Source organism: Pseudomonas sp. KK18 (genome assembly GCF_037094675.1).
In the GTDB taxonomy this organism is placed as follows: Bacteria; Pseudomonadota; Gammaproteobacteria; order Pseudomonadales; family Pseudomonadaceae; genus Aquipseudomonas.
The window spans coordinates 6854162-6872905 of sequence record NZ_CP146605.1 but is presented as its reverse complement, the minus strand read 5'-3'; the positions used below and the strand labels follow the sequence as shown (position 1 = coordinate 6872905).

18 protein-coding genes are annotated in these 18744 nt (G+C 61.0%); 11 read left to right on the top strand and 7 right to left on the bottom strand.

Going from position 1 to position 18744, the window contains the following annotated elements; all coding sequences use genetic code 11:
- The first annotated feature begins 16 nt into the window (after positions 1–16).
- From V6607_RS31335 to V6607_RS31310, 6 genes are all read left to right on the top strand, one after another.
- On the top strand, positions 17–1381 hold the full coding sequence (locus V6607_RS31335; protein WP_003213889.1) for an aspartate aminotransferase family protein: 1365 nt from the start codon (positions 17–19) through the stop codon (positions 1379–1381).
- Between the two features lie 207 nt (positions 1382–1588).
- The gene (locus tag V6607_RS31330) at positions 1589–2683 is read left to right on the top strand and encodes a polyamine ABC transporter substrate-binding protein (protein ID WP_003213887.1); all 1095 of its coding nucleotides are present in this window, start codon (positions 1589–1591) and stop codon (positions 2681–2683) included.
- A 165-nt stretch (positions 2684–2848) separates the two neighbouring features.
- Positions 2849–3943, top strand: a complete 1095-nt coding sequence (locus tag V6607_RS31325) for a polyamine ABC transporter substrate-binding protein (RefSeq protein WP_102370128.1) — start codon at positions 2849–2851, stop codon at positions 3941–3943.
- A 75-nt stretch (positions 3944–4018) separates the two neighbouring features.
- On the top strand, positions 4019–5161 hold the full coding sequence (potA, locus tag V6607_RS31320; RefSeq protein WP_003195240.1) for a polyamine ABC transporter ATP-binding protein: 1143 nt from the start codon (positions 4019–4021) through the stop codon (positions 5159–5161).
- Positions 5158–6078 carry an ABC transporter permease subunit gene (locus V6607_RS31315; protein ID WP_003213882.1) on the top strand — a complete coding sequence of 307 codons (921 nt, stop codon included), beginning with the start codon at positions 5158–5160 and terminating at the stop codon, positions 6076–6078. The genes potA and V6607_RS31315 overlap by 4 nt, the downstream gene beginning before the upstream one ends.
- Positions 6075–6962, top strand: coding sequence for an ABC transporter permease subunit (locus V6607_RS31310; RefSeq protein ID WP_008438909.1), 888 nt, complete (start codon positions 6075–6077; stop codon positions 6960–6962). The genes V6607_RS31315 and V6607_RS31310 overlap by 4 nt, the downstream gene beginning before the upstream one ends.
- A 144-nt stretch (positions 6963–7106) precedes the next feature.
- Here the strand turns inward: V6607_RS31310 and V6607_RS31305 are convergent, their stop codons facing one another.
- A complete protein-coding gene (locus V6607_RS31305; RefSeq protein WP_003213877.1) occupies positions 7107–7748 on the bottom strand; it encodes an HD domain-containing protein in 642 nt (213 codons plus the stop codon).
- A gap of 266 nt (positions 7749–8014) precedes the next feature.
- On the opposite strand from V6607_RS31305, the gene V6607_RS31300 reads away from it, so the two are divergent.
- On the top strand, positions 8015–8980 hold the full coding sequence (locus V6607_RS31300; protein WP_134327498.1) for a GlxA family transcriptional regulator: 966 nt from the start codon (positions 8015–8017) through the stop codon (positions 8978–8980).
- On the opposite strand, the gene V6607_RS31295 is transcribed toward V6607_RS31300, so the two are convergent.
- Positions 8958–9311 carry a carboxymuconolactone decarboxylase family protein gene (locus V6607_RS31295; RefSeq protein ID WP_134327497.1) on the bottom strand — a complete coding sequence of 118 codons (354 nt, stop codon included), beginning with the start codon at positions 9309–9311 and terminating at the stop codon, positions 8958–8960. The genes V6607_RS31300 and V6607_RS31295 overlap by 23 nt on opposite strands.
- Before the next feature lie 99 nt (positions 9312–9410).
- On the opposite strand from V6607_RS31295, the gene V6607_RS31290 reads away from it, so the two are divergent.
- Positions 9411–10313 carry an AraC family transcriptional regulator gene (locus V6607_RS31290; protein WP_134327496.1) on the top strand — a complete coding sequence of 301 codons (903 nt, stop codon included), beginning with the start codon at positions 9411–9413 and terminating at the stop codon, positions 10311–10313.
- A gap of 131 nt (positions 10314–10444) precedes the next feature.
- On the opposite strand, the gene V6607_RS31285 is transcribed toward V6607_RS31290, so the two are convergent.
- Complete coding sequence (locus V6607_RS31285; RefSeq protein ID WP_134327495.1) at positions 10445–12808, bottom strand: penicillin acylase family protein; 2364 nt, start codon at positions 12806–12808, stop codon at positions 10445–10447.
- Positions 12809–13047: 239 nt separating this feature from the next.
- Between V6607_RS31285 and V6607_RS31280 the strand changes: the two genes are divergently transcribed.
- Both V6607_RS31280 and V6607_RS31275 read left to right on the top strand, forming a co-directional pair.
- Positions 13048–14133 carry a GNAT family N-acetyltransferase gene (locus V6607_RS31280; RefSeq protein WP_134327494.1) on the top strand — a complete coding sequence of 362 codons (1086 nt, stop codon included), beginning with the start codon at positions 13048–13050 and terminating at the stop codon, positions 14131–14133.
- Positions 14130–15005 carry a hypothetical protein gene (locus V6607_RS31275; protein WP_134327493.1) on the top strand — a complete coding sequence of 292 codons (876 nt, stop codon included), beginning with the start codon at positions 14130–14132 and terminating at the stop codon, positions 15003–15005. Before V6607_RS31280 ends, V6607_RS31275 begins: the two co-directional genes overlap by 4 nt.
- Here V6607_RS31275 and V6607_RS31270 read toward each other — a convergent pair.
- The 4 genes from V6607_RS31270 to V6607_RS31255 form a co-directional block, all read right to left on the bottom strand.
- The gene (locus V6607_RS31270; protein WP_134327492.1) at positions 15002–16228 is read right to left on the bottom strand and encodes a DegT/DnrJ/EryC1/StrS family aminotransferase; all 1227 of its coding nucleotides are present in this window, start codon (positions 16226–16228) and stop codon (positions 15002–15004) included. The genes V6607_RS31275 and V6607_RS31270 overlap by 4 nt on opposite strands.
- The gene (locus tag V6607_RS31265) at positions 16225–16638 is read right to left on the bottom strand and encodes an EamA family transporter (RefSeq protein ID WP_003213866.1); all 414 of its coding nucleotides are present in this window, start codon (positions 16636–16638) and stop codon (positions 16225–16227) included. Before V6607_RS31265 ends, V6607_RS31270 begins: the two co-directional genes overlap by 4 nt.
- Positions 16638–16994 carry an EamA family transporter gene (locus V6607_RS31260; RefSeq protein ID WP_003213864.1) on the bottom strand — a complete coding sequence of 119 codons (357 nt, stop codon included), beginning with the start codon at positions 16992–16994 and terminating at the stop codon, positions 16638–16640. Before V6607_RS31260 ends, V6607_RS31265 begins: the two co-directional genes overlap by 1 nt.
- A gap of 107 nt (positions 16995–17101) precedes the next feature.
- Positions 17102–17686 (bottom strand): DUF6436 domain-containing protein, encoded by a 585-nt coding sequence (locus V6607_RS31255; RefSeq protein WP_003213861.1) that lies wholly within the window; start codon positions 17684–17686, stop codon positions 17102–17104.
- Positions 17687–17797: 111 nt separating this feature from the next.
- Between V6607_RS31255 and V6607_RS31250 the strand changes: the two genes are divergently transcribed.
- Complete coding sequence (locus V6607_RS31250) at positions 17798–18739, top strand: alpha/beta hydrolase (protein WP_134327491.1); 942 nt, start codon at positions 17798–17800, stop codon at positions 18737–18739.
- Positions 18740–18744 lie beyond the last annotated feature (5 nt).

Sequence of the window (18744 nt, the reverse complement as noted above, 5' to 3'; positions counted from 1 at the left end):
CATCTAGGAGATTGGTATGTCCAGCAACAACCCGCAAACCCGTGAATGGCAAGCCTTGAGCAGCGATCACCACCTGGCGCCGTTCAGCGACTTCAAGCAATTGAAAGAGAAAGGCCCACGGATCATCACCAAAGCCCACGGCGTTTACCTGTGGGACAGCGAAGGCAACAAGATTCTCGACGGCATGGCCGGCCTGTGGTGCGTGGCGATCGGTTACGGTCGCGATGAACTGGCTGATGCGGCCGCCAAGCAGATGAAAGAACTGCCTTACTACAACCTGTTCTTCCAGACCGCCCACCCGCCGGTGCTGGAACTGGCCAAAGCCATCTCCGATATCGCCCCGCAAGGCATGAACCACGTGTTCTTCACCGGCTCCGGCTCCGAAGGCAACGACACCATGCTGCGTATGGTCCGCCACTACTGGGCGATCAAAGGCCAGCCGAACAAGAAAACCATCATCAGCCGCAAGAATGGCTACCACGGTTCAACCGTGGCCGGCGCCAGCCTCGGCGGCATGACTTATATGCATGAACAAGGCGACTTGCCGATCCCGGGCATCGTCCACATCGCCCAGCCTTACTGGTTCGGCGAAGGCGGCGACATGAGCCCGGAAGAATTCGGCGTGTGGGCGGCCAACCAGCTGGAAGAGAAGATCCTGGAACTGGGCGTGGACAACGTCGGTGCCTTTATTGCCGAGCCGATCCAGGGTGCCGGTGGGGTGATCGTGCCCCCAGACAGCTACTGGCCGCGCATCAAGGAAATCCTCGCCAAGTACGACATCCTGTTCGTGGCTGACGAAGTGATCTGTGGGTTTGGCCGCACCGGTGAGTGGTTCGGTAGCGATTTCTACGGCCTCAAGCCCGACATGATGACCATCGCCAAGGGCCTGACCTCCGGCTACATCCCGATGGGCGGCCTGATCGTGCGCGACGAAGTGGTCGCCGTGCTGAACGAAGGCGGTGATTTCAACCACGGCTTCACCTATTCCGGTCACCCGGTGGCGGCAGCGGTAGCCCTGGAAAACATCCGCATCATGCGCGATGAACAAATTGTTAAGCACGTGCACGACGAAACGGCACCCTATTTGCAAAAGCGTTTGAGGGAACTGGCTGATCACCCGCTGGTGGGTGAAGTTCGCGGTGTGGGCATGCTCGGTGCCATCGAACTGGTTCAGGACAAGGCAACGCGCAAGCGTTATGAAGGCCGTGGTGTTGGCATGATCTGCCGCACGTTCTGCTTCGAGAATGGCCTGATCATGCGCGCCGTGGGCGACACCATGATCATTTCGCCACCGTTGGTGATCAGCAAGGCCGAGATAGACGAGTTGGTGACCAAGGCGCGGCACTGCCTGGACCTGACTTTGGCGGCATTGCAGGGCTAAATGCTAGGCTCAGAACGCAGCGCCTGTCGGGCGCTGCCTCTGGGATGTTAGAAAAGCGGGGCATTGGTTGAAAGCCAGCCCCTGAACTTGCCAGACTGTCGCCCTGTTTTGTCGCCCTTAGACGGGCTGCGAAACACGTTGTAATTAAAGAACGAACGTGGCCCAAAAAAGAAAAAATTGGAGCATGACCGAATGAAGGCATTAGGTTTGAAGAACGCTGGCAAGACCCTCCTGGCCTTGTCCCTGATGGGGGCCATGGCAGGCGCGGCACACGCCGACGATAAAGTGCTGCACGTTTATAACTGGTCCGACTACATCGCACCGGACACCATCGCGAACTTTGAAAAAGAGTCCGGGATCAAGGTGGTCTATGACGTGTTCGACTCCAACGAAACCCTGGAAGCCAAGTTGCTGGCAGGCAAGTCCGGCTACGACATTGTCGTGCCGTCGAACAACTTCCTCGCCAAGCAGATCAAGGCCGGTGTTTACCAGGAACTGGACAAGTCCAAGCTGTCGAACTACGACAACTTGAACAAGTCCCTGCTTAAAGCCGTGTCCATCAGCGACCCGGACAACAAGCACGCCTTCCCGTACATGTGGGGCTCGATCGGCATCGGCTACAACCCGGAGAAGGTCAAGGCCGCACTGGGCATCGACAAGATCGACTCGTGGGACACCATCCTCAAGCCGGAAAACCTCGCCAAGCTCAAAGGCTGCGGTGTGAGCTTCCTCGATTCGCCAACCGAAATGCTGCCAGTGGCACTGCATTATCTGGGCCTGCCGACCGACACCCAGAAGAAGGAAGACCTCAAGCAAGCCGAGGCCCTGTTCCTCAAGCTGCGTCCTTCGATCGGCTACTTCCACTCGTCCAAGTACATCTCCGACCTGGCCAACGGCAACATCTGCGTAGCCGTGGGTTATTCGGGTGACGTGCAACAGGCCAAGTCCCGCGCGGCTGAAGCCGGTGGCAAGGTCAAGGTTGCCTATGACATTCCGAAAGAAGGTGCCGGCAGCTTCTATGACATGGTCGCCATCCCTAAAGATGCCGAGAATGTCGACGCTGCCTACAAGTTCATGAACTACCTGCTGAAGCCGGAAGTCATGGCGGGCATTACCAACAGCGTACGTTTCCCGAACGGTAACGAGAAAGCTACCGCGTTGGTCGACAAAGACATCACCAGCGACCCAGGCATTTATCCGCCAGCGGACGTGCAAGCCAAGCTGTATGCCATTGCTGACTTGCCGGCTGCTACTCAGCGGGAAATGACCCGCAGCTGGACCAAAATCAAATCGGGCAAGTAAAGCCGCTTTGATACCTGTTTTGCTAACTGCCGCGATGCGCGCGGTGGTTAGCGAAACAATTAAATGACAGAAAGTTTTGCCGGATCGGTTTATCGAGGGTAAGTTGCGCGCCGGTTTTGTTGCCGGGCAACAACTTCGGGCCCAACTATTTAAGAGGACCTCCACTTGCCAATTTCTTTATTTCGCAAAGCCTTGCTGGTGGGTGCAGGTATCACGCTGGCTGTCAGCGTGCAGGCCGCGCCGACTGTGCATATTTATAACTGGTCGGACTACATCGGCCCGGACACCCTGGCCAACTTTGAAAAGGCCACCGGCATCAAGCCGGTCTACGACGTGTTTGATTCCAACGAAACCCTGGAAGGCAAGTTGCTCGCCGGGCGTACCGGGTATGACGTGGTCGTGCCGTCGAACCACTTCCTCGGCAAGCAGATCAAGGCCGGCGCGTTCCAGAAGCTCGACAAGTCGCAACTGACCCACTACGCCAACCTCGACCCGGCGCTGCTCAAGCGCCTGGAAAAGAACGACCCGGGCAACCAGTACGCCGTGCCGTATCTGTGGGGCACCAACGGCATTGGCTACAACGTCGACAAGGTCAAGGAAGTGCTGGGCGTCGACAAGATCGACTCCTGGGCCGTGCTGTTCGAGCCGGAAAACATGAAGAAGCTGGCCACGTGCGGTGTGTCGTTCATGGACTCGGCGGATGAAATGCTGCCGGCGGTGCTCAACTACATGGGCCTCAACCCCAACAGCACCAACCCTGAAGACTACAAGAAGGCTGAAGAGAAACTCCTGAAAGTGCGTCCCTACGTGACCTACTTCCATTCTTCCAAATACATCTCGGACCTGGCCAACGGCAACATCTGCGTGGCGGCCGGCTTCTCCGGTGATGTGTTCCAGGCCAAGGCTCGTGCAGCCGAGGCGGGCAAGGGCGTGAACATCGCCTACGTGATTCCGAAAGAAGGCGGCAACCTGTGGTTCGACGTGCTGGCCATCCCCAAGGATGCCACCAACGTCAAAGAGGCCCTCGCCTTCATCAACTATTTGCTGAAACCTGAAGTGATCGCTCAGGTCAGTGATTACGTCGGTTACGCCAACCCTAACCCAGGGGCGGACAAACTGATGGAGCAATCGATACGCACCGACGAAGCGGTTTACCCACCGCAGGCGGTTCTCGACCGGACTTTTGTCAACTTCGAGCTACCCCCGAAAGTGCAACGTTTGATGACCCGTAGCTGGACCAAGGTCAAGACGGGCAAGTAAGGCTTAACGCTCAAACTATCCAAGGCTGGCCCGTATTGGGCGAGCTGCACTCTTTTTATTCTGGGAGTTTCGTAAATGGCAGTTGCCTCCGGCGCCTATAAGAAAGCCCTCGAGGGCGACCAGACACCGAAAAAGGTGCTGGTCAAAATCGACCGGGTCACGAAGAAGTTCGACGAGACGATTGCGGTGGACGATGTGTCCCTGGAAATCAAGAAAGGCGAAATCTTTGCCTTGCTCGGCGGATCGGGTTCGGGCAAATCCACCTTGCTGCGCATGCTCGCAGGCTTCGAGCGCCCAACGGAAGGACGCATTTACCTCGACGGTGTGGACATCACCGACATGCCGCCGTACGAGCGGCCGATCAACATGATGTTCCAGTCCTACGCCTTGTTCCCCCACATGACCGTGGCCCAGAACATCGCGTTTGGCCTGCAGCAGGACAAGATCCCCAAGGCCGAGGTCGACGCCCGTGTGGCCGAGATGCTCAAGCTGGTGCAGATGAGCCAGTACGCCAAGCGCAAGCCGCACCAGCTGTCCGGCGGCCAGCGTCAGCGGGTGGCGCTGGCGCGTTCCCTGGCCAAGCGTCCGAAACTGCTGCTGCTCGATGAGCCGATGGGCGCACTCGACAAGAAGCTGCGTTCGCAGATGCAACTGGAGCTGGTGGAGATCATCGAGCGCGTGGGTGTGACCTGCGTGATGGTGACCCACGACCAGGAAGAGGCCATGACCATGGCCGAGCGCATCGCGATCATGCACCTGGGCTGGATCGCCCAGATCGGCAGCCCGATCGACATCTATGAAACGCCGACCAGCCGCCTGGTGTGCGAGTTCATCGGCAACGTCAACATCTTCGACACCCAGGTGGTGGACGACGCCGAAGGCCACGCGGTACTCAAGTGCCCGGACCTGGACCGCGATATCTACGTCGGCTACGGCATCGCCACTTCGGTGGAAGACAAGTCGGTGACCTACGCCATCCGCCCTGAAAAGCTGCTGGTGACCACCGAAATGCCGACCTGCGAGCACAACTGGTCCAGCGGCAAGGTGCACGACATCGCCTACCTCGGCGGCCATTCGGTGTTCTACGTCGAATTGCCGAGCGGCAAGCTGGTGCAATCCTTCGTGGCCAACGCCGAACGCCGTGGCCAGCGCCCTACCTGGGGCGACCAGGTGTACGTGTGGTGGGAAGACGACAGCGGCGTGGTACTTCGCTCATGAACATGAAGAAGTTCAAACGCCAGCTGCAACGAATAACCCCCGGTGGCCGGCATGTGGTCATCGGGATCCCTTTCCTCTGGTTGTTCCTGTTCTTCATGCTGCCGTTCTTCATCGTCTTGAAGATCAGCTTTGCCGAAGCCGACGTAGCGATCCCGCCTTACACCGAGATCTACACCTTCGTTGAACAGAAACTGCAGTTGGTGCTGAACCTGGCCAACTACGGGATGCTGGGCGATGACGAGTTGTACATCGCGGCGTACCTGGGCTCGCTGAAGATGGCGTTTTTCAGCACCATCCTCTGCCTGCTGATCGGCTACCCGATGGCCTACGCCATTGCCAGCGCACGCAAGGAAATCCAGACCGTGCTGGTGCTGCTGATCATGATGCCGACCTGGACTGCGATCCTGATCCGGGTCTATGCGTGGATGGGCATCCTCAGCAACAACGGGTTGCTCAACGGCTTCCTGATGTCCATCGGGTTGATCAACGAACCGCTGCAGATTCTCAACACCAACATCGCGGTGTATATCGGCGTGGTCTATTCGTACCTGCCGTTCATGATCCTGCCGCTGTACGCCAACCTGGTGAAGCACGACCAGAGCCTGCTGGAAGCCGCGTCGGACCTGGGTTCGAGCACCTTCAACAGCTTCTGGAAAATCACCGTGCCGCTGTCCAAGAACGGCATCATCGCCGGCTGCATGCTGGTGTTTATCCCGGTGGTGGGCGAGTTCGTGATCCCGGAACTGCTGGGCGGTCCGGAAACCCTGATGATCGGTAAAGTGTTGTGGCAAGAATTCTTCAACAACCGTGACTGGCCGGTGGCGTCTGCCCTGGCGGTGGTGATGCTGGCGATCCTGATCGTGCCAATCATCCTGTTCAACCGCAGCCAAGCCAAAGAGATGGAGGGCAAGATATGAAGCGCGTCAGTTTCTCAAGCTTCATGCTGGTGGCGGGGTTGCTGTTCATCTACCTGCCGATGCTGATCCTGGTGATCTACTCGTTCAACGAATCCAAACTGGTGACGGTGTGGGGCGGTTGGTCGATCAAGTGGTACGTTGGCCTGTTGGACAACACCCAGTTGATGGGCTCGGTCGGCCGCTCCCTGGAAATCGCCTGCTACACCGCGATTGCGGCGGTGGCACTCGGTACGTTGGCGGCGTTCGTGCTGACGCGCATCAGCCAGTTCAAGGGCCGCACGCTGTTCGGCGGCCTGGTGACGGCGCCGCTGGTGATGCCGGAAGTGATCACCGGCCTGTCGCTGTTGCTGCTGTTCGTGGCCATGGCGCAGATGATCGGCTGGCCGCAGGAACGTGGCCTGGTGACCATCTGGATCGCCCACACCACGTTCTGTTCGGCGTATGTGGCGGTGGTGGTGTCGGCGCGCTTGCGTGAGCTGGACCTGTCGATTGAAGAGGCAGCCATGGACCTGGGTGCGCGGCCGTGGAAGGTGTTCTTCCTGATCACCATCCCGATGATCGCGCCGTCGCTGGCGGCGGGCGGCATGATGTCGTTCGCGCTGTCGCTGGATGACCTGGTGTTGGCCAGCTTCGTGTCGGGGCCGGGTTCGACCACGTTGCCGATGGAAGTATTCTCGGCGGTTCGCCTGGGGGTTAAACCCGAGATCAACGCCGTGGCCAGCCTGATTCTGTTGGCGGTGTCGATCGTGACCTTCCTGGTGTGGTTCTTCAGCCGTCGTGCGGAAGAGCACCGCAAGAAAGCGATCCAGCAGGCGATTGAAGAAGCGGCTGCGGATGGTTGGGAGAAGCCGGCGGATTCGCGTCGGGCTCCAGCACCGGTCTAATCAGGTAGCCCTGAAGAAACCGGATCAAAAATGTGGGAGCGGGCTTGCTCGCGAAAGCGCAGTGTCAGTCACCGGATGTATTGACTGATCCACTGCCTTCGCGAGCAAGCCCGCTCCCACATTTTGATTGCATTCCAATTCGGGTTAAGCAGTCCAAGGCGACTTGCGAATCACCTCGACGAAATTCATCGGCTTGAACCCCGGCTCCTGATCCACCAGCACATCGGTCTTCACGTTGCCAAACGTGGTCTGCGGGCGATGGCGCAGGCCGTCGGCAAACGCGCAGATGATGCACTCCTTGAACCCTTCACCCCGTGGATGCGCATGCACCACTGCTTCGCGCTGCACGCTGGTAAATGCCGCGTACTCCATTCCCAGCACATCCATTTCCACGCCCGCGGTCACCAGCGCCACGGTTGGACGCAAGTGCTTGGGCACCCCCGGTGTTGTGTGCAGGGCGATGGACAACCACACCTGTTCGATGTCGTCATCGCTCAACCCGTAAGGCTTGAGAAAGTCCGCCGCCGCGTTGGCGCCGTCCACTTCAAAGCGTTCGTCGTCACTGCGGTGACCTTCCACCAGGCCCAGGTCGTGGAACATCGCGCCGACGTACAGCAACTCCGGGTTATAGGCCAACTGCTGGCGCTCGCCGCTCAATGCGCCGAACAGGAACACCCGGCGGGAGTGGTGGTAGAGCAGGTCGGATTCGATGTCGCGGATGTATTCGGTGGTGGCCTTGGCCAGGGCGCTGTCCGGGATCTTGATGCCGGCGATGGTGGTGCTCATGGTCGTTCTCCTCAAGAAAGCGCCGGGGTTGGCGCCGATGAGTCCAGTCTGGTCGCGCGCCCGCGAAGGGGCCATCGCGGCGAGGATGCGATCCCGGCCAATGTGCCGCGATATCGCGCCAAGGCTATGCGCGATCAAATGTAGGAGCTGGCTTGCCTGCGATAGCATCACCTCGGTATACCTGCTACACCGAGGTGTCTGCATCGCCGGCAAGCCAGCTCCTACAAGGGTTGTGTTTATTCAGTTAGAAAAAGGTGTTCCTGCTCATGGGCAAAACCGTCGCCATCCTGATCTTCCCCGGCGTCCAGTCACTGGACGTGACCGGGCCCCTGGATGTGTTCTGCGAGGCCAACCGTTTTCTGCCGCCCGAGGCGCATTACCAACTGGAGGTGATTGGCCTGGGGCACGGCAACATGGCCTGTTCCAACGGCTTGTCGTTGCAGGCACACCGGCATTTCAGCGAGGCCCTTGAGCCCTACGACTTGCTGTTGATGGCCGGCGGGCCGCAATTGCCCTTCGAGGATTTCGGCCCGGTGTTCAATCAATGGCTGCGTGACGCCAGTGCGCGAGCCCGGCGCTTCGGCTCCATCTGCAACGGCGCCTTCATGCTCGCCCGCGCCGGTCTGCTGGACGGGCGTACCGTCACTACCCACTGGGGCGACGCCGCTGATCTGGCCGCCTTATGCCCATCGTCCCAGGTCGAAGCGGACCGCCTCTACGTGCAGGACGGCAACCTCTACACCTCCGCCGGGGTGACGGCGGGCATCGACCTGTCGCTGTACCTGCTGGCCCAGGACCACGGCCCGGAAGTCGCCCTCAGCGTGGCCAAGCGCCTGGTGGTGTTCACCCAGCGTTCCGGCGGGCAGTCGCAGTTCAGCCCGTTCCTGACACCCCACGCGCAAGCCACCTCGGCGGTGGCGCTGGTGCAGCTGTATGTATTGGCCAACCTGACGGGCGACCTGACCATCGCCGACCTGGCCAAAGCCGCCAACATGAGCGCGCGCAACTTCTCGCGGGTATTTGCCCGGGAAGCGCAGATCACTCCGGCGGAGTTCGTCGAGCGGGCGCGGGTGGATGCGGCGCGGGTGATGCTCGAAAGCACCCACGCACCGCTCAAGACCGTGGCGTATCAATGCGGCTTTCGCGATGCCCAGCACATGCGCAGTGTGTTCAATCGCCGGCTGGGCGTGACGCCGCAACAATTCCGGCTTAATTTTGCGGCGCCGGTTTGAGCGTGTCATAGGCTTCCAGGGCGCGCAGCGAGTAGATATACGCCGCGCCGGCATTCAGCGAGATCGCGGTGGCCAGGGTCGCGGCCACTTCTTCGCGGGTGGCGCCGGCCTTGATCGCCGCGTCGGCATGCACGCCGATGCAGCCGTCACAGCGGGTGGTGATGGCCACGGCGATGGAAATCAGCTCACGGGTCTTGGCATCGAGGACGTCATTTTCCTCGGCTGCTTCCCCCAGCGCCATGTAGGCTTTGACCATCTTCGGGTTGCTCTTGCCCAGCGTGCCAAAGGCTTTCTTCACGGTAGGCAGCAAGTCGGACCAGTTATTGAACATCGTGTTAACTCCTGAACGGGTTGGGTGTGAAGCCAGTGTGCGCGGTTCAGGTTTGGCGCTTTTGTTCGATCCACTCATCTTTTTGACCGATGCTCGCAAATGAACTCCATCGACACCCTCATCGCGTTGGCCAACCTGCGGGGCAGCCTGGACTTGCGTTGCCAGTTCCAGGGCGCCTGGGCCATGGACCACGAGCCCGAGCCGCTGGGCGTGGCGCCGTATCACATTGTGCTGACGGGCACGTGCCGCGCCGAATTGTCCGGCGGGCAGCAGGTGACGTTGGAGGAGGGCGACATCCTGTTGATGCCCGGTGGCGCGACGCACTTGGTGCGCAGCCAGGGCGCGCGGGTAAAGCCGGTGGCGCAGACCGTGATCGAAGGCGGCTTGCTGCCGATCCATCGCCTGGGCGGTGAGCAACCGGACGTGGACATGCTCTGCGGCAGCTTTCGCTACAACCGCCAGTCGTTGCTGTTCAGTGCGTTGCCGGACTACCTGGTGGTGTCCAGCCGGCAGTGGCAGGCCGATGGGCAGTTGGCGGCATTGATCGCACTGCTGCGCAGCGAGGCGGACGGGCAGCGGCTGGGGGCGCGGTTTTTCATTGATGCGCTGTCGTCGGCGTTGTTCACCCTGATCCTGCGGGCATGGCTGACGCAGCAAGCGCCGGTGGCGGGCACCTTTGCCTTGTTGACCGACAAACGCCTGGGCAAGGCCTGGCAGGCGATGCTGGCGGATCCCGGGCATGAGTGGACCATCGACAGCCTGGCCAGCGCCGCGTCGATGTCCCGGGCGACCTTCATGCGTGGGTTTGTCAAAGTGGCAGGCGTGTCGCCGTGGGTGTTGCTGACGCAGTTGCGCATGGAGCTGGCGTTCAACCTGCTGCATCAGTCGCGGCTGAGCCTGACGGATATTGCCGCTCGGGCGGGGTATCAATCCCAGGCGGCGTTCAGCAAGAAATTCAAGGAAACCTACGGTGAGGCGCCGGGGCGGCTGCGTACCCGCTAGAAGCAACAACGCAAATCAAAATGTGGGAGCGGGCTTGCTCGCGAATGCGGAGTGTCAGTCACCAGATGTATTGACTGATCCACCGCATTCGCGAGCAAGCCCGCTCCCACATTGGTTTTTTGTTTCTTCAGTTATTGCGGTGTCCGGGCCGGCAACAGCTTGAGCGTACTACGAGTATTCGCCGTCACTTCCTCATCATTGAAATGCGCCTGCTCATACCCGCCTTCGATGTACGTCTCCGCCTGATCGGAATAGTGCTTGTCGAACGGCACACCACTCTGCCCGACCGGGTTGATGGTCAGCCCATGGGCGGCATCGGCGAAATCAATCAGGCGCCGGGTCGACGGCCCGTACGTCACCGGCCACGGCGCCGGGCCGATCTGTGCGGATTGGTTGTTGGGCACTTCATGGGTGCCGGGAGCGGCAAACGGGCCTACGTTGACGATCTTGTCCAACGGCTTCTGCGAGCCCAGTGGATGGCCGTGGGTCAGGGTGTGGGCCTTGCCCCATTGCCACTGCGATGGGTCGTCACCAAAGGTCGCCTTGAGGTGTTGCAGGCTGTTGTCCCAGGCAAGCTTGACGGTCTCGGCGCGGTGGCCATCCCACCACGGCGAATCCGCTGAAGCGGCCAGGCGCGGCAAGGCTGCGTCCACTACCCGGGTGGTGAGCAAGGTCTTGAACATCCCATCGCCCAGTTTCGGGTGGAACGCCGCGTCAGTGAGGTTGAACAGGAACTGGTTGAACAGCGTGGCACTGGTGGAGCCCAGCGGGTAATCGCCTTTCCAGGCTGCCAGTTGCTCCACCAGCTTCAACTGCGCCGGGTCCTTGACCACGTCACGCAGCACCGGCAGCAGCGGTGCCAGCAGCCGTGGGCCGTAGGCGGTGGTGGTGCCGAGCTGCAAGGCCTGGCTGTTGTCCACGTCCCATTTCACGCTGTTGTCGCTCAGTTGCGCGTTCAACTGCTGGCCACGGTCTGCCAGGTTGTAATACCCGGGGATCGGCATGCCGGTGGGTGACGCGGGCTTGGCATTGGCGGACACCACATAACCGCGGGCCGGGTTTTCTTCCTGGGGGTTGGCGCTGAATGGGTAGAAACCGAGCTTGTCCGCCTGGGCGGTACTGCCGTCGAGGATAAAGCCCGGGTTGACCCCGGCCGGGCGGATCGGCAATTGCGCCGCCGCCCACCAGCCGATATCGCCCTTGGCATTGGCCCATACGATGTTCAAGCCAGGCGCCTGGACCTTGGCCGCCGCCGCACGCGCTTTGGCGAGGGTATCGGCACGGTTGAGCTGATAGAAACCGTCGAGGATCGGGTTTTCGGTATCCAGGAATGCCCACCACATGGCAATCGGCGTCTTGCCGGCATTCTCGCCGAGCACGTCGTTGATGATCGGACCGTGGGGCGAGGTGCGCAGCGTCAAGGTTACCGGGTCCTGGCCCTTGACCGCGATCTGTTGCTCGCTGCTGGTCATGTCCACCCACTTGTCGTGGTACCAGACCTGGTTGGGGTTGTCCGGGTTGACCTTCTCGGCGATCAGGTCGAGGTCATCGTTCTGGAACATGGTCAGGCTCCAGCCGAAATCCTTGTTGTGGCCCAGGAACGCCACCGGCACCAGCGCGTTGTGATAGCCGTAAAGCTCGAAGCCCGGCGCCGACAGCTGCGCCTCGTACCACACCGACGGCACCGAGAAACGGATATGCGGGTCACCCGCCAGCAACGGTTTGCCGCTCTTGGTGCGGCTGCCGCTGATGGCCCAGGCGTTGCTGCCTTCGAACTGCGGCAGGCCGTTGTCGGCCATGGCCTGTTCGCTCAACTGGGCAATGGCGCCGAGGTCTTTCCAGTCACCGGCCGCCAGGTTCAGCGCGCCCTTGGGTTGCCAATCGAGGTCGAAGACCTTCAGGTAATCGTTGCCCAGTTGATCGCGGACGTAGGTCAGCAACGGTTCGGTACGAAAGGCGGCGGCAAAGCTGTAGGCCAGGTAGCCGGCGACGCTGATGGTGTCTTCGGCGGTAAACGGACGCTTGGGGATGCCCAGTACGTCGAACTCCATGGGTTTGGCGTGGCTGTCCTGATACTGGTTGACCCCGTCCAGGTAGGCTTGCAGGGCCTTCCAGGACGCAGACTCATGGTCCATGTGTTCGACGTAGCTCAAGGCGCGCTCGCGAATGCGCAGGCTGCGGAACAGTTTGTCGGTTTCCAGCAATTTGGGCCCCAGCACCTCGGCCAGCTCGCCACGGGACAGGCGCCGCATGATCTCCATCTGGAACAACCGGTCCTGGGCATGCACGTAGCCGAGGGCGCGGTACAGGTCGGTCTCATTCTCGGCGCGGATATGCGGCACGCCTCGGTCGTCGTAGCGCACGGTGACCGAGCCTTGCAGGTGGGCCAGCTCCACCGTGCCCTGGCGAGTCGGCTGCTTGCTGTACACGTACCAGCCGGCGCCAACCATAAGGGCTGCGAGCAGGATGGCCAGCGCGGTCAGGATGCGTTTCATGGGTTGTCCCTTATTAGTCGGTCACCGTGAAGATTCGGGCAGTTTAGTGGGTTTGGCGAGCGCTGCGGAAAATGCTCTCGGGTTCGTGCTCCCTGAACCTGAGCTGCATGAAGTGGGGGTTCTGAAGTGGGCCGCGGGTGGGCGGAGTATTATGTTTACTCTGTTACATGAAACCAGCGGCGCGATGATTCACCCCGTCATCCGGGCGCGCCTTTGCTATCACTTTCGGAATGCAATTTATGACAGATCCCAGCCGTGCACAGGTGCCTTATGCCTGCTGCATGGAAACGCCATCGCTGATCAGCAATTTTTTGCGATACCCGCCGGTGGGTTTCACTGCCCAGCTGTCAGCACAGGGACTGCCGTACTTTTTTACCCGGTTCGACCTGCAGACCACCGCCGACGATGAGCTGCGTAGCCGCCTGCGCAGTTGGCCGGGGTACCGTTTGTGGCAGTCATGGCTGCATATCGACACCTGTTTTATCGGCACCACGGTCAGCGAATATTCCCCGTTCCCGCTGAACGTACCGCCACAGGACATGGCGCAATGGCTGCAACAGGAGTGTGCACCGCAACGCAAGCTCACCATCGTCAAGGATGTGCCGCTGGATTCTCCGCTGCTCAGCGTTGAGGACAATCGCTACGCACACGCGTTGATCGAGGCCTGCACCCAGCGCGGATTCATCAATGTAGAGGGCCAGGCGCTGGCCTATGTACCGATCGACTTCAGCTCGACGGATGAGTATCTGTCGCGGTTGTCCCACAGCCGTCGCCGCAATATCCGCCGCAAGCTACGCAGCCGTGATGAGCTGCGCATCGAGATCCTGGACACCGGCGATGCCCGCTTCAGCGATGAGCAATGGCAGCAGGAACTGTATCGGCTGTACAAGGCGGTGTACGCACAGAGCGAAATCCACTTCGACTTGCTCACGCCCGAATTCTTCATCCAGTTGCTCACCGATGCCGACAGCGGCGGGCATGTGTTCTGCTACTGGGACGAGGACGAACTGGTTGGCTATAACCTGTGCTACCAGCAAGACGGCAAGTTGCTCGACAAGTACATCGGCCTGAACTACCCGCTGGCGCTGGAGCACAACCTGTACTTCGTCAGCTGGTTTGTGAACCTGGAGTTCGCCCTGGAAAAGGGCCTGCAGTTTTATGTCGCGGGGTGGACCGACCCACAGGTCAAGGCCAGCCTCGGCGCCAAGTTCACGTTTACCCGCCATCTGGTCTGGGTGAGGAACCCGCTGCTGCGCAAAGTGATGAACCGTTTCCGGCACCATTTTGAAAGCGATACCCAGTGGCAGCAGGAGCAAACCGCATGAGCCAGGCCCGTCCCGCATTGATCCTCGATTTTGACGGGGCCGTGAATAACATTCCCGGCGCCCTTACCCTGCCGTTGCAAGCCTGGCAGGAGAAGATCCGTTTCGGCTGCCGCTGGGCGCAGTTCAAGGAGCTGGAGAACGCCCTGCGCGCGCAGATGCCCAGCGACTACGGCTGTGTGTTTACCGGCAGCGGTGATTATCACCACCTCAGCCAGCTGTTGTTGAGCCGTCTTCCCACCCAGCAAAAGATCCAGCTGATCATTTGCGATAACCACCCGGACAACATGCGTTATCCGTTTGGTATCCATTGTGGGTCCTGGGTCTACTGGGCCAGCCGCCTGCCGCAGGTCGAGCACGTTCACGTGCTGGGCATTGGCTCGCCGGACATTTCCCTTAAGCACGCCTGGGAGAATCACTGGTCGCCGCTGGTGAAACGCAAGCTGACCTACTGGAACACCAACGTCGATACCCGCTGGTTGAACTGGATCGGCGCAGGCCGCAGCAATCGTGCATTCACCAGCGCGGACGAGTTGATGAGCGCGTTCCTGGCGCAGCTCGACCCTTCGCTGCCGGTGTATCTCTCCATCGACAAAGACGTGCTGAGCCCGCAGGTGGTGAATACCAACTGGGACCAGGGCGAGTTTCTGGAGAAGCATTTGAATGCGCTGATCGATGCCTGCCACGGCAGCATTATTGGCGCGGACATTACCGGCGACGTGTCCGCCTACCACTACCAGAGCAAGTTCAAGCGCTGGCTGAGTGCGTCGGATGGCCAGGAAGAGCTGCCGGAAAACCAGGTGGTGATCTGGCAACAGCAGCAGAATGAGCTGAATGCGCGCCTGTTGACCCGTATCGATCAAAGCTGGGCCTAGCGTTTAAGAATCCGCCGCAGATGATCCAGCACTTGCTCGAACAGCTCGTCCGTCAGCCAGTGGCTATTGCTGATCGACAGTGTCTGGGCGGCGAAGCTTTGCGCGCGGGGGATATCGGCGCCTTGCTGTAACAGCGGGGTGAGTGCCGGGTAGCCCGGCAATACGTGGATGAACAGGCGGGTCACGCCCAGGCCTGCCGTCCACAGCTGCGCCATCGCGGTATCGCGGGTTTGTGCGCTGGGCATCACCACCATCAGGAACGGCCAGGTGCCTTGCTGGCCCGGGCTGTCGGTCAACACCGACACGCCGGGCAAGCTGCTCAACTGCGCCACGCGACGCAAGGCCCGCAGGCGGCCTTGCTGCAAATGCTCGGGCAAGCGGGCCAGGGCTGCGGCGCCGACCTTCTGGCGATAGCCGCCGAGGCGGTGCAACGGAATATCGTTGACGGAAAAGTCGTCGCCTACCGCCGCCACTTCATCGCCCCGCGCCAACGCCGCCCGCAGCGGCTTGCCGTACACGTACCTCAGCCCGCGGGGCTGATACGCCGCAGCATAGCCCCACAGCTCGGCGCTGCGTTGCACTTCCCAGCGCAGGCTGAAGGGCAAGTCCTGCCGGCATTGCTGGTGCAACGCCTGATGCAGCGCCGGATCCCGGCTGAACAACACACCGCCTTCAGCCGTCGTCAGGCCTTTGCCCAGCGCCATGCTGAAAAAGCCGATGTCGCCTTTCAGTCCGACGCTTTTTCCATCATCCAGTGCGCCCATGGCTTGGGCGGCGTCTTCGATCACCGCAATGCCGAGTGGCTCGGCAATGCGCTTGGCAGCCTCCACATCCGCCACACGCCCGGCCAGGTGAGTGACGACGATCGCCAAGGTGTTTTGGTTGCACAGCTGCGCCAGCTGGTGTTCGTCCAGGTCGATGCTGCCGGGCTGCAGATCGCACGCCACCACGCGCAAAGGCGGGCAGTGATGGGCCGCCAGGGCCACCAGCGGGCAGGTATAGGCCGGCACGATAAGCTCGGTGCGCCCCGGCGTGCGCTGCTGCAACACCCGCAGCGCCATGATCAGCGCGGCGGTGCCGGAGCAGGGCAGGGCCGGCAGCGGGATGTCGAGCTGTCGGGCCAGGTCGCGGGCCAGGTCGCCCGAGCGGTTGAACAAGTCCTGCCAGCGCAGGGGAAGCCCCGCCGTTGGCGGAATCTCCCGCTGGCTGACAACGGGCGTCATGACGCCAGCGTCTGCGAGGGTTCGGCCTCGACGGTCTTGCTTTCTTTGTCTTCGCTGCGCGCCAGGCACAGGATGCCCGCAATGATCAGCGCGCCGCCGACGACCTTGGGCAGGGTCAAGGTGTCATTGAATAGCCACACGGAGATCAGCGTCACGCTGATCAGCTCCAGGTGTGACGCCGCAAACGCCGGGCCCACCGGGGCGTATTTCAACAGCGTCATCCAGGTGAAAAACGCGCCGATGTAGCCCACGAATGCGCCGTAGATCCATGGCGCACCGAACACGCGGATCAACCAGGCGGCGTCCATCGTCAGCGGTTCGGCATGAATCGAGGCGAACTTGAAACTGACCTGCGCCAAGGTATCGAAAATGATCAGCGACAGAAAACCCAGGATATAAAACCGTTTCATTACTCGAACCCCACGACGGTCACGCCACAGGCGATCAGCATGATGCCGATCAACCGCCATTTGCTCAGGCTTTCCTTGAACAGGAAACGCCCGGCAATCATGATCACGACAATATTGATGGAGCCCAGCATCACCCCGACCGACAACGGCACCAGTGTCAGGAAGGCCAGCCACAGCACGAATTCGAACACATAGCAGATGATGCCCAGCCAGATCCACGGACGCTTGAGCATATGGCGCCAGTGGGCCATGCCGTCATGCTCGGCGCTGGCTGAGGCTGCGGCTTTGAACGCCAACTGGCCGGACGTATCAACGATGACGTTGAGTATCCAGAGGATGATGGTTAATTGGCTCATGTGTTCCCGTGTCGTCTGCTTGTACGGCTAGTTGCTTACGATACAGGAGCGTGCCGATACAGTTGTTCGAGTTTGTCGAACGAACAGCGTCTGTTCAGCTTGCCCGGTCAGGGTGGAGACGTTTCCCCGTTCCACTCGCAATAACAGCCGACCGCCAGGGTGTGGGTCGCATTGACCTCGCGTCCGCCTTCGAGGGCTTGCAGGATCGGCTCGATAAAGCTGTTGCTGGAGTTACACGTCAACCCTTCACTGTAGGGCCCGAAATACGCCAGCTTGCCGCTGCGGTCCCAGATGCCCACGGCAGGGCTGGCCGGCAGATGCTGGGCGCCGGGCACGGCCTTGAGGGCCTTCATCGAGCCCAGGGTGGCGGGCAACTGCCCGTGGCTGCCGGCTTTCTGCAGGGAATAGAACTCCACGCCCTGGGGGGCGTACTGCTCGATCAACTCGCCAAGGTGCTGCTGGTTGCCGACATTGCACGGGCAGGCGGGGTCCCAGAAGTGCACCAGGCGGATCGGGCCCGGGCCGGCAAGCTCGGCCGGCAGGCTCAGGCTGTCACCGGAAAACACCGCCGTATGCTCACTGAATGCCCGCAGGTAGCGTCCCTGGAACCAGTCATACGCCGCCCACAACACCCCGGCGCAAATGATCACGATCAGGCTGGCGAAGAGGGTGGTGCGGTAGGGCTGTCGCATTTGGATCAATCCTCGGAGGACGCGTAGCTTGCCATGCTTGCCCTGACAGATGAATATCGCGGCTCGATATTCATCTGTTCAATGCGTTGAAGCCACAGTCTGGAAGTTCTTATGCCCGTTACGTTTGACCCTGATCATCTACGCGAAAGCTTGCGCCCACTGGTGGACGCGCAGCCGCTTTCAGCCGAGGCCCGGGTCTACCAGCGCTTCTACGGCCTGGACCTCGCTGCCCGCAAGGTGCCCGCGACAAGCCGCCTGGGGCGGTTTGCGGTGGATGGGTTCGACGTGGTCTGCCAGGTGTGGTGGCCACCGGTGCCGGTGGCGACGATGTTCCTGTTCCATGGCTTCTACGACCATATGGGCCTGTACCGGCATGCCGTGGACTGGGCGCTGGACCAGGGTTTTGTGGTGATCGCCTGCGACTTGCCGGGCCACGGCCTGTCCAGCGGCGAGCGGGCCAGCATTGATGACTTTGCGGTGTACCAGGACGTGGTGCAGGCGTTATTTGAACAGGCCAGGGCGCTGCAATTGCCGCAGCCGTGGCACTTGTTCGGGCAAAGCACCGGCGGCGCGATTGTGGTGGATCACCTGCTTAGCCATGGCGTCGACAGCCCGGCCCAGGGCAAGACGTTCCTGTTGTCACCGCTGGTGCGGCCCCGCGCCTGGGGCTGGTCGCAGCTCAGTTATTACCTGCTCCGGCCGTTCGTCAAAGGCATCGCCCGGCGTTTCAGCGATAACACCAACGACCCGCAGTTCAAGCCGTTCCTGGAGGCCGACCCGTTGCAGCCACGGCAGTTGCCGACTGCCTGGGTGGGCGCCCTGGCGCGCTGGATCAAACGTGTTGAAGCGGCGCCACGCAGCACGCGGCGGCCGTTGATCGTGCAGGGTGAGGAAGACATGACGGTGGACTGGCAGCACAACCTGAAGGTGCTGCGCAGCAAGTTCGACCAACCGGAGGTGTTGATGCTGCCGCGTGGCAGGCATCACTTGGCGAATGAGATTCCGGAGATTCGGCAGCAATACTTCAGGTTTCTCACCGACCACCTGAAATAACGCAA